This window comes from Bacillus sp. FSL K6-0069, assembly GCF_038007785.1.
GTDB lineage: Bacteria > Bacillota > Bacilli > Bacillales > Bacillaceae_G > Bacillus_A > Bacillus_A mobilis.
Genome location: NZ_JBBOXN010000001.1, coordinates 4,271,873 through 4,286,193 on the forward strand (window position 1 = coordinate 4,271,873; position 14,321 = coordinate 4,286,193).

A 14,321-nucleotide genomic window follows, 5' to 3' on the forward strand; every position below is an offset into this window, starting at 1 on the left:
TTTTATTTTATCCCGCTATTTGCGGGCAGTAAGACCCTACTAATTAAAGTTTCACTTTATAGATTCACAAATACATTGTAGTAATGCTTCTACAGTGTACTCTTTCGGCATAATAATATGCGGAAAATAAAGGCTCGCCTCTTTTTCCGTAATAGGCCCTATACAAGCAATTGTACATTTTTTTGTCCATTCTCTCCAGTTTGTACCCTCAAGTAAACGAACAAAACTAGTAACAGTGGAAGGGCTCGTAAATGTAATAACGTCTACTTTCCCTACTTCTAACGCTTCTATCAGCTCTCGCTTTTTCTCTACATTTTCTTTCGTACCATATACGATTAGCTCATCTAGAGAAACACCAATTTGGCGAAGTGCAACTGGAATTACATCTCTTGCTAAATTCCCTTTCGGAAATAAAATGCATTCGTTTCCACTTAGTCTTTTTACAAACTCTTCTGCAAATACTTCTGCAACAAATGAAGTTGGAACAAAGTCCACTTTATAGCCCTGTTTTTCTAATTCTAACCTTGTCTTCACGCCTACTGCAGCAATTTTAGTCGTTACAGGGAGCCTCTTTCTCAAACGATCTAGAAAAAAATTTACCCCATTTTTACTCGTAAAAATAACCCAGTCATACGAATGTAGTTGCCCTGCTATATGTTGAATCTGTCTATGAGACATACCTTCCATACGCAAAAGCGGAATTTCCAATGGAATTCCGCTCTTTTCTTTCACCACTACACTCATTTGTTTTGCTTGATGCTGGGCACGTGTAATCAATACCGTTTTGCCAGCGAGAGCGTTCATATTTATTGTTGCCCCTTATTTGCAGCAAGAATAAGTTCTTTTGCGCCTTGTTTAATTAAACGGTCCGCAGCCTCTAATCCTACTTCCGCTGGATTAGTTCCTACTACTGTCTCTTTCAATAAAACAGAACCGTCCATAGAACCGACAAGAGCTGTTAATTCGATTGCATCGTTTTCTGTAAGGGTTGCATATCCAGCGATTGGAACTTGGCATCCACCTTCAAGTTTATGAAGAAATACTCGCTCTGCTGCCACTGTTTTTTCTGTTACTGCATCATTCATATGCGCTAACAGCTGTAGTAAATCCTTATCATCCTCACGGCACTCAATCGCTAATGCACCTTGTCCTACAGCAGGTACACATAACGTCTCATCTAAATGCTCTGTAATAACTTCATTATCCCAGCCCATTCTTTGTAATCCAGCTGTCGCTAAAATGATTGCATCGTAATCTTCTTCTTGTAATTTACGTAAACGTGTATCGATATTCCCTCGAATCCACTTCACTTGTAAATCTGGTCTTGCAGCTAATAATTGTGCACTGCGTCTTAAACTACTTGTACCTAAAATAGCGCCTTCTGCTAAATCTTTAAACGATGCTCCGCTTTTTGAGATAAAAGCATCGCGAGGATCAACACGCTTCGGTGTACAACCAATCATTAATCCTTCTGGAAGTACGGCCGGCATATCTTTCATACTATGTACAGCCATATCAATTTCTTTCGTAAGTAACGCATGTTCAATCTCTTTCACAAACAAGCCTTTTCCGCCTACTTTTGAAAGAGTAACATCTAAAATAACATCACCTTTTGTGACGATTTCTTTCACTTCAAATTCATATGGTAAACCTAGCGCTTTTAGCTGATCAATAAACCAGTTTGTTTGCGTTAATGCTAATTTACTCTTTCGTGACCCTACAATAATTTTGCGCATAATTCTCTCTCCTCATTATAAATACCAAAAGTGGAAGTTGGATAAACTGCTTAATAGAAAAATATTGATTAGCATTACGAGAAATGCTCCGATGTTCCACTGCACGATTTTCTTTCCTTGCAACACATCTGCCACTCGTAAATATAGGCCAGCACAATATACAAATAGAACGACAAAAGATCCGATCACTTTCGTATCATACCAATGGAAATTGTCCAATTTCGTATATCCCCATATGCATCCTAATAAAATAGCTAATAAGAAAAATGGAACAGAAAATAAATTTAATCCGTAAGACATCGATTCTAGCTTCGGTAAATTCCCTAACCTTCTTAATCTCGCATTCCATTTTTTCTTTTTTAATAGGCGATATTGTAATAAATACATGATAGAAAAAATGAACGATACAGTGAAAGTTGCATAAGAAATAATAGCCATACCGACGTGTACATATACAAGTTCCGAAACTAATTGCTCCGCAAGTACCGGCGACATCTTTCCGAGCGGTGTAAAAATAGAAAAAGCGCTTACGCCAAATGCGACAACATTTGTAAAAAAGACTAGAAAATCAATTCTCATAAATCGATTAATGACTAACGACATCGTAATCAATAGCCAAACATAAAAATAAATCCCTGATAGTAAAGTTAATATAGGGTTCGTTTCTGAATCTGTAGCCCGAAGTAACATGAAGATAGACTGCAGAACCCATACAATCGAAAGTAACCAAAAAGCAAATCGGTTCGCCTTTCGGTTACTTTGGAAATAATCTATAAAATATAAACTAATGCTACAAGCATATAAAATAATTGCAATATGATAAATAATACTGTTATTTAAAAAACTCATCCGATCATCCTTCCAAATTATAAAGATGGAACGGATGGTGTCCACGCTCTTTTATGTTCAACTTCTTCCGCACTACTCTCTACGTCTTCCATGTCTAAATCGAAAATCTTTGCAAATAACGCTAATTTTTCGTCTGCTCCCTCTTCAGCAGCTATTTCTTTCGCTACTAAAATTGGGTCTTTTAATAATTGATTAATAATACTTTTCGTATGCTTACTAATTACTTTTCTCTCACGATCACTAAGATTCGGTATTTTGCGTTCCAAACTTTCCATCGTTTCACTTTGGATAGCAAGTGCCTTATCACGAAGAGCTGCTATTAACGGAACAACACCAAGTGTACTTAACCACGTTTTAAATAAAACAATTTCCTCTTCAATCATAAATTGAATTTTCTCTGCTTCTTTCAAACGCTCAGCACGATTTGCTTCCACTACTCCTTGCAAATCATCAATGTCATATAAGAAAGAACCTTCTAGTTCATCAATTGCTGGATCAATATCACGCGGCACTGCAATATCCACCATAAATAACGGACGACCCGAGCGCATTTTCTCTACCTTTGTCATCATCTCTTTCGTAATGACATACTCAGATGCACCAGTTGAACTAATTAAAATATCTGCTTCTAATAATGCACATTGCAATTCACTTAAAGGCTTTGCATGTCCCATATATTTCTCAGCCATTACTTCCGCTTTCGTAAACGTCCTATTCATAACTGTTACTTTTCGAGCACCGCTTCCATATAAGTTTTGTAGTGCCAGTTCACCCATCTTACCAGCACCAAGAATAAGTACGTGACAATCTGTTAGCTCGCCGAATATTTTCTTCCCAAGCTCAACAGCAGCATAACTAACAGACATCGCACTTTCACCAATTGTCGTTTCTGAGTGCGCACGTTTCGCTAACGTCACCACTTGCTTAAACAACTCATTAAAAATTGTGCCTGTCGCTTTTACTTGTTGCGCTTCTAAAAAGCTATCTTTTATTTGACCTAAAATCTGCGTTTCTCCAACTACCATAGAATCTAAACCGCACGTTACGCGGAATAAATGATCTATTGCACCATCTTGTTCAAAAATAGTTAAATATGGTGCAACTTCCTCTATTTCAAGCTGAAACCAATCAGCTAAAAACTTCTTAATATAATACCGTCCCGTGTGTAATTGATCGACAACAGCGTAAATCTCAGTGCGATTACAAGTGGATACAATGACATTCTCTAACACGCTCTTTTGATTTTGTAATGTAGTCATTGCTTGCTCTAGCTCTGCTGCCTGAAATGTGAGTTTCTCACGAAATTCTACAGGGGCTGTTCGATAATTTACACTAACAACAAGAATATGCACGCAGCATGTCCCCCTTCACCCGTTTTATCACTTTATCTACTATCATAATACAACTTTCCTCTTATGAATCTGACAATCGTGTGAACAACCGATTATTTTTTATTTATTCTCCGTATGTAATAAAGGAGATTCAGTAAAATTAATAAAGACTTCCTACTTTATAATGATTATAAATTAATAACTCTATTTGTACGTTACCAAAAAAAGCACTCATAATCAAGTGATGGAAACTATTCCATATGAATTATAACATCATCTTTCCTATCTTCTTTCATCATGAAGGAAAATATGTATGATTGTTCCAAATTGTAGCACAACCTTTCTCAATACAATGTATTTGACATTGTATTTCTTTTCCGTTATATTGATTTTACAAAATTAAATTGTGCACAATTCAACCAGAGAGGAGCTATGTATGACAGAGAATTCTTTACATCTAGATAATCAACTTTGTTTCTCCATTTACGCCTGTTCTAAAGAAGTGACCCGCTTTTATCGACCATATTTAGAAGAGATGGGTATTACGTATCCCCAGTACATTACTTTACTCGTACTATGGGAGCAAGATGGACTAACAGTAAAAGAAATTGGAGAACGTCTATTTTTAGATTCCGGTACGTTAACACCTATGTTAAAACGAATGGAATCATTAAATCTTGTAAAACGCGTTCGTTCTAAAGAAGATGAGCGCAAAGTTTGTATTGAATTAACAGAACAAGGTAAAGATTTAAAAGAAAAGGCTTGTTCGTTGCCGACAACAATGGCAACAAATTTAGGAATTACAGAACAAGAGTATCGTTCTTTATTAATTCAATTAAATAAACTAATGGAAACAATGAAAACAATAAATGATAGAAAAGGGGAATAAACATGGATAAATTATATACTGCTTCAGTAACTGCTACAGGTGGAAGAAACGGAAAAGTAGTTTCAGATGATGGCATATTAAATCTTGATGTAAAAATGCCGAAAGCACTAGGTGGTGCAGGCGGAGAGGCAACGAATCCAGAACAACTATTTGCTGCTGGTTATGCCGCTTGTTTTGATAGTGCATTACAACTTGTCATTCGCACAAAACGCGTGAAAGTAGAAAGCACAGAAGTAACTGCTCACGTTTCTATCGGAAAAGATACAGACGGTGGTTTTGGCCTATCTGCTGTACTTGATGTACACGTTGCTGGCGTTTCTCACGCTGAAGCACAAGAACTTGTAGAAGCTGCTCACGGTGTATGTCCTTATTCGAAAGCAACAAGAGGTAATATTGAGGTTACATTAAACGTAAAATAAAAAAATGTAGTAAATAAAAAAAACGCGCGACATTCGTCACGCGTTTTTTGTTTTTGTCATTTTATGAATTGCCTTCCACGCTTCTTCTTTTCCAAGTCCTGTTTCAGAAGAGAATAGAACAATTTCATCGCCAATTTCAACAGCAAGCGTTTCTTTTACAACTTTTAAATGCTTTTGCCATTTCCCTTTCGGAATTTTATCGGCTTTCGTCGCAATAATAATTGTTGGGATTTCATAATGCTTTAAGAAATCATACATCATCACGTCATCGTTTGTTGGTTGGTGACGTAAATCAACTACTAATACAGCTGCGTCTAATTGCTCACGCGTTGTAAAGTATGTTTCAATCATCTTGCCCCATGCTGCGCGCTCTGATTTAGATACTTTCGCATATCCATAACCTGGAACGTCAACAAAATGCATCATCTCATTGATTAAGAAAAAGTTCAGCGTTTGCGTTTTCCCTGGTTTAGAAGAAATACGTACTAACTTTTTACGATTTAAAATTTTATTAATAAAGGAAGACTTCCCGACATTTGAACGACCTGCTAATGCAATTTCTGGTAAATCACTGTCTGGATATTGTTCTGGTTTAACAGCACTAATTACAATATCTGCTTTTGTTACTTTCATTGTTTCACTCCTACTAATGCGTGCTCCAATACTTCATCTAAATGAGATGCAAGCACAAACGTAAGGTTTTCTTTTACGCTTTCTGGAATATCATCTAAATCTTTCTCGTTTTCTGCTGGCAAAATAATTTTTGTTAAGCCTGCGCGGTGAGCACTTAATGTTTTTTCTTTTAAACCACCAATTGGTAATACACGACCACGAAGTGTAATTTCACCTGTCATCCCCACTTCTTTACTTACAGGAATACCTGTTAGTGCAGAAATAAGTGCCGTTGCCATCGTAATACCCGCTGACGGTCCATCTTTTGGAACTGCTCCTTCTGGAACATGAATATGAATATCATTTTTCTCATGGAAATTCGGATCGATCTGAAGCTCTTCTGCACGAGAACGAATATAGCTAAACGCTGCTTGTGCGGATTCTTTCATAACATCCCCAAGTTTCCCTGTTAAAATTAATTTCCCTTTACCTGGTGCTACAGACACTTCAATCGCTAGTGTATCGCCGCCTGCTGCTGTATACGCTAACCCTGTCGCCATACCAACTTGGTCTGTTTTTTCAGCTTGCCCATAACGGAATATGTGCTTACCAAGTAAATCAACAATGTTTTTCTCTGTTACTACAATACGCTTGCGTTCTGCTGTAACGATAATTTTTGCTGCTTTACGACAAACTTTTGCAATTTGGCGCTCTAGTGTACGAACACCAGCCTCACGTGTATAATAACGAATAATTTCAAGAAGCGCTTCATCACGTACTTGTAAATTACCTTTTCGTAAGCCATGCTCTTTTAATTGTTTCGGCAATAAATGTTCACGGGCAATGTGAACTTTTTCAAGTTCAGTATAACCGGCAATCGAAATAATTTCCATACGGTCAAGCAATGGACCTGGAATACTTGAAAGTGTATTCGCAGTTGCTACAAACATAACTTTCGATAAATCATATGGTTCTTCAATGTAATGATCACTGAAGTTATGATTTTGTTCTGGGTCTAACACTTCAAGTAATGCTGCTGATGGATCTCCACGGAAATCGTTAGACATTTTATCAATCTCATCTAATAAAAAGACTGGATTAACTGTTTTCGCCTTTTTCATACCTTGAATAATGCGTCCTGGCATCGCTCCAACATACGTACGACGGTGACCACGGATTTCAGATTCATCACGTACACCACCAAGGGATACACGGACAAAATTACGATTTAATGATGTTGCAATTGAACGCGCTAATGAAGTTTTCCCGACTCCAGGAGGTCCTACTAAGCAAAGGATAGGTCCTTTTAATGAATTCGTTAACTTCTGTACAGCTAAATATTCAAGTACGCGCTCTTTCACTTTCTCAAGACCGTAATGATCTTTGTTCAAAATCTCTTCAGAATGAGCAAGATCAATCATATCTTCTGTTGCTTCTGTCCACGGCAGAGCTAATAACCAGTCCATATAATTACGAATAACACCGCTCTCAGCAGAACTTGCTGGTAATTTTTCATAACGGTCTAATTCTTTCAGTGCAGCCTTCATTGTTTCTTCCGGCATTCCCGACTGTTCAATCTTCTCACGAAGTTCTTCAACTTCCCCGCCCTTACCTTCTTTATCGCCAAGTTCAGTTTGAATCGCCTTCATTTGCTCACGTAAGAAATATTCTTTTTGCGTGCGCTCCATTGAACGTTTCACTTTTTGTCCAATTTTCTTTTCTAAACTAAGTAACTCTTGTTCATCTTGAATAATTGAAATAAGTGTATGTAATCGTTCCTTCACAGATACAATCTCTAAGATTTCTTGTTTCTGCTTCGTTTTAATTGGCAAGTGAGAAGCAATTAAATCAGCTAATCTTCCTGGCTCTTCTACATCAGCTACCGTTGCAAATGTTTCATTTGAAACTTTTTTCGAAACTTTAATATATTGTTCGAAATGCTCCAGTAATGTGCGCATAAGAGCTTTCTCTTCTAGATCATCTTCCACTTCTTCCGTTACCGTTTTGATGGAAACTTGCACTATATTTTCTTCTTCGATAAACTCTACTACTTCAGCTCTATGTAAACCTTCTACAAGGACACGAAGCGTACCGTTCGGCAATTTTAACATTTGCTTCACTTTCGCCACTGTACCTACACTATATATGTCATCTTCTTTCGGATCATCGATATTCATTTCTTTTTGCATCGCTAAAAAGATGATATTTTCATCCATTGCCGCCTGCTCTAGTGCTTGTATCGATTTATCACGTCCTACATCAAGATGCAGAACCATCGTTGGATATACGAGAACGCCTCTTAATGGTAGGAGGGGTACGATTCTTTCATTCGTATTCATACTAGACATAGCACCTCCATAATAAATTAAACTCCTGTTCAACTATTTTATATTACAATACATCTAGATGCAATTGCAGAGATTTTCCGCAATTGTAAATCCCTCGTTTTTCTCCCTGTTAAAAAGGAAAAAAGACTCCGCTTAAGCATACAAACTTAAACGAAGTCTGGCAAATTTTATTATCGTTCATTCTCACATGGATTGTGCATCTGTTTCATCTACAGTAGTATGTATATCAATGTCTCGATGCATATTTTCCTGCATAAATGTTAACTCAAATACTTCTTTTAACTTACGAACAGGAATGATTTCAATTCCTTTTATTGTGTACAAAAACGGTTGCATGTTTTCAGCAGGAATAATAACTTTCTTCGCACCTGCTTTTTTCGCAGCTTTTATTTTTGCGTACACACCACCAATAGGTTTCACTTCACCGTGTATACTTATTTCACCGGTCATCGCTACTTCATTATTCACATACGTACGATGCACTGCTGAATATACACCCGTTGCCATAGCAATACCTGCAGAAGGCCCATCAATTGGGATACCACCTGGAAAATTAATATGTATATCGTATCCTTCTGGCAACACATCTAGAGAACGAAGTACCGTTAATACATTATCTACAGAACCTTTCGCCATACTTTTACGGCGAATGGATTTCGTTTGACTACCAATACTTTCCTCTTCAACAATTCCGGTAACATTTACCGATCCTTTATCTTTCGCCTTGATTGCTGTTACTTCAATTTCTAATAACGCGCCTGTATTTGGTCCGTATACAGCAAGTCCATTTACAAGGCCGATTCTTGGAATAGGATAAATACGTTTTTCATATTTTGGTGTAAGTTGGCTAGAGTGAACAACCCACTCTATATCTTCATCTTTAATGAAAGAACGTTCTTCATTTATTGCCATTCCAGCAGAAATTTGCACAAGATTAATCGCTTCTCGTCCATTTCTTGCATACATCCCAATCATTTCAATACCATTTTCGCCCATTTGCATTTCCACTTTGTCAGCTGCATTCTTCGCTACTTTTTGAATCTCTTCTGTATCTAACTCACGGAAAAATACTTCTAAGCAGCGTGACCGAATAGCAGGAGGAATCTCCTCCGGCGAACGTGTCGTCGCCCCAACTAAGCGAAAATCAGCTGGTAAACCTTTTTGAAAAATGTCATGAATATATGTTGGAATCATCGTATTCTCTTCACTATAGTATGCACTTTCCAAAAACACTTTCCGGTCTTCTAGCACCTTTAACATTTTGTTCATTTGAATCGGGTGTAGTTCACCAATCTCATCAATAAACAAAATACCACCATGTGCATCTGTTACCGCACCTTTTTTCGGTTGCGGAATACCCGCTTGCCCCATTGCACCAGCACCTTGATAAATCGGATCATGTACCGAACCAATTAAAGGGTCTGCAATACCACGTTCATCAAACCTAGCTGTCGTCGCATCCAGTTCAATAAATGTTGCATTCGTGCGAAATGGAGATTTTGGATTTCGTTTTGCTTCCTCTAAAACAAGACGTGCTGCCGCTGTCTTTCCAACACCTGGTGGACCATATATAATCACATGTTGCGGGTTCGGGCCACAAAGAGCCGCTTTTAACGACTTAATCCCGTCCTCTTGCCCTACAATATCTAAAAAGGATGTAGGACGCACCTTTTCCGCAAGCGGCTCTGTTAAAGAAATCTCGCGCATTTTACGAAGCTGTTCTAATTCTTTTTTCGATTCTCGATCAATTGAAACTTTTTGTGTTCGCTGATTTCGAAGTAAATGCCAAAAGTACAATCCGACAATTACACCAAAAACAAGTTGAACAAGTAAAAATATATTTGTCCAGCTCATCATTTATTTCCTCCCGCAATGTTTTATCTCTTAGTATTTCCGCGGAGGAACATAGCTAAACATAAAGAAAAACAGCAATTATAAAAATTGCTGTTTCTCCTTCGCACTATGCAGATGTTTTTGTATCAAGTACAGTACCGTCTTGTAACACCAATTTCGGCGGTTCATTATCAGCTACTGTTTCTTTTGTAAGAATACACTTCTCAATATCTTTGCGAGATGGAAGTTCGAACATTACATCCAGCATTAAGCCTTCAATAATAGAACGAAGTCCACGAGCACCTGTTTTACGTTCAATTGCTTTTTTCGCAATTTCAATTAGTGCGCCTTCTTCAAACTCTAACTCAACATCGTCAAGCTCCAATAGTTTTTGGAATTGCTTAACAAGTGCATTTTTCGGTTTCGTTAAAATATCAACAAGAGCATCTTCATCAAGCGGCTCTAGGTTCGCAATAACTGGAAGACGACCGATAAACTCTGGAATTAAACCAAATCTTAAAAGGTCCTCTGGTAATACGTGAGATAAAACATGCTTCTCATTTACATCAGCATTTTTCTTCTCAGCACCAAATCCAATTACTTTTTCACCAAGACGACGTTTAATAATTGGCTCGATGCCATCAAACGCTCCACCACAGATGAATAAGATATTCGTTGTATCAATTTGAATAAACTCTTGGTGCGGATGCTTACGACCACCTTGAGGTGGAACGCTTGCTACAGTACCTTCTAAAATTTTCAGAAGTGCCTGCTGCACACCTTCACCAGATACATCACGTGTAATTGATGGATTTTCGGACTTACGTGCCACTTTATCAATCTCATCAATATAAATGATTCCTTTTTCCGCTTTTTCTACATCATAATCAGCTGCTTGGATTAATTTTAGTAAGATGTTTTCTACATCTTCCCCAACATATCCAGCTTCTGTTAAAGATGTTGCGTCCGCGATTGCAAATGGAACATTTAAAATACGCGCTAATGTTTGTGCCAATAATGTTTTACCACTACCAGTTGGCCCAATAAGTGAAATATTACTCTTCGCTAATTCTACATCATCAATTTTGCTGTTAGAATTAATGCGTTTGTAATGGTTATATACCGCTACCGCTAGTGCTTTTTTCGCGTTATCTTGTCCGATGACATACTCATCTAAGATTTCACGAATTTCTACCGGTTTCGGTACATCTTTGAATTCTACTTCTTCGTCCTTCGCAAGCTCCTCTTGTACAATTTCAGTACAAAGTTCAATACACTCGTCACAAATGTAAACACCTGGACCTGCAACTAACTTTCGAACTTGCGTTTGTGTTTTACCACAGAAAGAACATTTTAATTGACCTTTTTCATCATTAAATTTAAACATATTTTCACACCCCTTACAAAGTGCTAACCTCTTGCCTTCGTATGTACACGATAAATGTATCGTATGTAAATACATATTATGTCACTACGTGGCGAGAAATACAAATAATATGACTAGTTATGTACAAATAAAAAAATTTTAAAACTTTTGAAATATGTATATTCGACTTGTAAAGGAAGTTTTCCTTCTTCATCGAAAAGTTTTATAAATATATTTCTATATTTATAAAACAAGGCACGATTAAAATCGTGCCTTGTTATTTTATTATGCAGCGTTTTCTACTAAGAAATCTACAGCTTTACGCACTTTAAGATCTTCAGCTAAAGCGTCTACACTTCCAAGAGCTTGCTTGATAGCGTCTACTGGCATACCGTACATTTCAGCCATTTTTTCAACTTCTGTAGTTACTTCTTCTTCAGTAACTTCGATGTTTTCAGCTTCAATGATAGCTTCAAGAACAAGGTTGATTCTTACGCGTTTTTGAGCGTCTTCTTTCATTTGCTCTTTTAACTTGTCAGCGTCAGTACCTGTGAATTGGTAGTAAAGCTCAAGGTTCATACCTTGTTGGCTTAAACGTTGCTCGAATTCACGAACCATACGATCTAACTCAGTGTCGATCATAGCTTCTGGAATTTCGATTTCAGCGTTAGCAGCAGCTAATTCTACTACTTCGTCACGTACTTTGTGCTCAGCTTCGTGCTTTTTGCCTTCTTCTAAGTTTGTACGAAGTTTTGTTTTTAATTCATCAAGAGTTGCAACTTCTTCGTCAGCTTCTTTAGCGAACTCGTCGTTTAACTCAGGAAGTTCTTTTGTTTTGATTTCGTGAATTGTTACTTTGAATGTAGCTGGTTTACCAGCTAATTCAGCAGCGTGGTACTCTTCTGGGAATGATACTTCAACTTCTTTAGAATCACCAGATTTAAGACCAATTACTTGCTCTTCGAAACCTGGGATGAATGTACCAGAACCGATTGCAAGAGAGTAGTTTTCGCCTTTTCCGCCTTCAAATGCTTCGCCATCAACGAAACCTTCGAAGTCGATTACAGCTGTATCACCGTTTTCAACAGTTCCTTCTTCTTTAACAACTAGTTCAGCTTGACGCTCTTGTAAAGATTTTAATTCGTTCTCTACATCTTCGTCAGTTACAGTTGTTTCAACTTTTTCTACTGCTAAACCTTTGTACTCACCTAATTTAACTTCAGGTTTCACTGTAACTTTTGCAGTGAAGATAAGGTTAGCATTTTTTTCGAACTTCTCGATGTTGATTTCAGGATGATCAACTGGGAAGATACCAGCTTCATCAATCGCTTCACCGTATGCTTTTGGTAAGATGATATCTATAGCATCTTGATATAAAGATTCGATACCAAAGCGTTGTTCGAATAACGGACGAGGCATTTTTCCTTTACGGAAACCTGGTACGTTGATTGTTTGTACTACTTTTTTGAATGCAGCGTCGATAGAGTTGTTTACTTCTTTAGCATCAACTTCGATTGTTAAAACGCCTACGTTACCTTCTAATTTTTCCCATTTTGTAGCCATTTATTCTTTCCCTCCAACTATAATAATGTATGCACATACCTCTATAGATTAAAATCTTCATTATCTCTTTTTTGAAATAACAAAAGTACAAATAATCCTCTAGCAAAAGCTTTCAGATATAATGTTCCAATCTACTAATTGTCTAAAAGACAACTACGGTATATTTTGTTCGAGAATAATATGAAACATATTAAGTAAGAGAATTACACTTCTCTTCTCTTACAAACAGGCAGATTTCTGCCTTTTGCAACCCTTACATTATAACATAGAATATGCTCGTTTCAAGAACCGAACGATTCTTTTTCATAATTATACGGGCAAATATCCTTCTCTTTCAACACGTAATAACCATTGATAGGCAATATGAAACTCTTCTAATTCAATATTATACGCTGTCATAAGCTCTTCTTCATTAATAGTCAACCCGAAACGCTTTCTTCCAATTCTCTCTAAAACAGCAGCCCAAATCTCTACTTTATCCATTAATAGAGCGAATGGGAAAATGCTAATTCGCAATTCTTTCCAATATGTAACCATCGCTTCAAATATATCAGGATAATTTTGCTCTAATCGGCTTGATAATGTATGTATAATGTTATCGGATTGCTCCTCATTATGACCTGTAAATGCTGGAATCACCTTCATCGTATTTCCAAACTTTTCTACCTCTATTTCTTCTTCTATTTGATTTTCTATCATTTTATACAAAATAGAAGTTTTCAAATAAGGGTGTTGTTTTTCGTCTATTAAAAATTTCTTTAAAATAGGTAATGCAAGATCCAAATCTTTTAACGAAAGTTGCTGAATTGCTCTTAGCTTTTGTCCAAAGTTTTCTCCAAACATTTCATTAGTAAACTCATCTAATTCAAAATTCGAATCGACTAGTGACGTATCTACTTCATTTAACATACCTTCTGCAAATAAAGCGAGCTGTGCTAATTTTTCCTTTTGCTCAGGCATTATATCTTTCGTTTGCAAAACTTTTTCGACGGTTTCAATAACACCTTCATAATCATTTGTTTGAACTAAAATCGTCACATACGTTTCAAGAATATCACCAAATAATACAGCTCCCGTTTCAAGTAACTGTTCACATTTGTCTTTCGCTTCTTCCATATGCTTTAATTCTAACAAACAAATAACAGAAGCAAGTTCCGTTTGTTCCGTTTCTGCATTATACTGACGTAATATTTCAAAGCAGCGCAATGCATCTTCGAATTTCCGCTCTTTCAGCGCTAAAAAACCTTCATCAATATATCGCTCTGATAGCTGCGGAAACAATACGACCGTATTTTCTTTTTTATCCATACGTCCGCCTCTTTTTCTAGATTTTAATTATCTTTAAAGTAAATATATCAAATGAGTAATGAGAACA

12 protein-coding genes are annotated in these 14,321 nt (G+C 37.0%); 2 read left to right on the forward strand and 10 right to left on the reverse strand.

The window, feature by feature from the left end; all coding sequences use genetic code 11:
• Nucleotides 1-51 precede the first annotated feature (51 nt).
• Genes hemD through hemA form a run of 4 tightly spaced genes read right to left on the reverse strand, consistent with a single transcriptional unit; the run spans nucleotide 52 to nucleotide 3,937 of the window.
• On the reverse strand, nucleotides 52-804 hold the full coding sequence (gene hemD, locus MHB74_RS21930) for a uroporphyrinogen-III synthase (RefSeq protein WP_061677135.1): 753 nt from the start codon (nucleotides 802-804) through the stop codon (nucleotides 52-54).
• Nucleotides 805-806: 2 nt separating this feature from the next.
• Entirely contained in the window at nucleotides 807-1,736 is a 930-nt protein-coding gene (hemC, locus tag MHB74_RS21935; RefSeq protein WP_061677133.1) for a hydroxymethylbilane synthase, read from the reverse strand.
• 15 nt (nucleotides 1,737-1,751) lie between these two features.
• Nucleotides 1,752-2,585: a cytochrome c biogenesis protein gene (locus MHB74_RS21940; protein WP_000008998.1), complete on the reverse strand. Its 834-nt coding sequence runs from the start codon at nucleotides 2,583-2,585 to the stop codon at nucleotides 1,752-1,754.
• Between the two features lie 17 nt (nucleotides 2,586-2,602).
• Entirely contained in the window at nucleotides 2,603-3,937 is a 1,335-nt protein-coding gene (hemA, locus tag MHB74_RS21945) for a glutamyl-tRNA reductase (protein ID WP_061677131.1), read from the reverse strand.
• 415 nt (nucleotides 3,938-4,352) lie between these two features.
• Between hemA and MHB74_RS21950 the strand changes: the two genes are divergently transcribed.
• Together MHB74_RS21950 and MHB74_RS21955 are read left to right on the forward strand one after the other, a co-directional pair.
• On the forward strand, nucleotides 4,353-4,805 hold the full coding sequence (locus MHB74_RS21950) for a MarR family winged helix-turn-helix transcriptional regulator (RefSeq protein ID WP_061677130.1): 453 nt from the start codon (nucleotides 4,353-4,355) through the stop codon (nucleotides 4,803-4,805).
• A gap of 2 nt (nucleotides 4,806-4,807) precedes the next feature.
• Nucleotides 4,808-5,224, forward strand: coding sequence for an organic hydroperoxide resistance protein (locus MHB74_RS21955; protein WP_061677128.1), 417 nt, complete (start codon nucleotides 4,808-4,810; stop codon nucleotides 5,222-5,224).
• Between the two features lie 36 nt (nucleotides 5,225-5,260).
• Here the strand turns inward: MHB74_RS21955 and ysxC are convergent, their stop codons facing one another.
• The 6 genes from ysxC to MHB74_RS21985 form a co-directional block, all read right to left on the reverse strand.
• Nucleotides 5,261-5,857 carry a ribosome biogenesis GTP-binding protein YsxC gene (gene ysxC / locus MHB74_RS21960; protein ID WP_000869114.1) on the reverse strand — a complete coding sequence of 199 codons (597 nt, stop codon included), beginning with the start codon at nucleotides 5,855-5,857 and terminating at the stop codon, nucleotides 5,261-5,263.
• Nucleotides 5,854-8,184, reverse strand: coding sequence for an endopeptidase La (lon, locus tag MHB74_RS21965; RefSeq protein WP_061677126.1), 2,331 nt, complete (start codon nucleotides 8,182-8,184; stop codon nucleotides 5,854-5,856). Before lon ends, ysxC begins: the two co-directional genes overlap by 4 nt.
• 183 nt (nucleotides 8,185-8,367) lie before the next feature.
• Complete coding sequence (gene lonB / locus MHB74_RS21970) at nucleotides 8,368-10,038, reverse strand: ATP-dependent protease LonB (protein WP_061677509.1); 1,671 nt, start codon at nucleotides 10,036-10,038, stop codon at nucleotides 8,368-8,370.
• A gap of 106 nt (nucleotides 10,039-10,144) precedes the next feature.
• Nucleotides 10,145-11,404 carry an ATP-dependent protease ATP-binding subunit ClpX gene (gene clpX / locus MHB74_RS21975; protein WP_000472283.1) on the reverse strand — a complete coding sequence of 420 codons (1,260 nt, stop codon included), beginning with the start codon at nucleotides 11,402-11,404 and terminating at the stop codon, nucleotides 10,145-10,147.
• Nucleotides 11,405-11,668: 264 nt separating this feature from the next.
• Nucleotides 11,669-12,946 carry a trigger factor gene (gene tig / locus MHB74_RS21980; protein WP_061677124.1) on the reverse strand — a complete coding sequence of 426 codons (1,278 nt, stop codon included), beginning with the start codon at nucleotides 12,944-12,946 and terminating at the stop codon, nucleotides 11,669-11,671.
• A 309-nt stretch (nucleotides 12,947-13,255) separates the two neighbouring features.
• Nucleotides 13,256-14,254: a hypothetical protein gene (locus tag MHB74_RS21985; protein WP_061677122.1), complete on the reverse strand. Its 999-nt coding sequence runs from the start codon at nucleotides 14,252-14,254 to the stop codon at nucleotides 13,256-13,258.
• Between the last annotated feature and the right edge of the window lie 67 nt (nucleotides 14,255-14,321).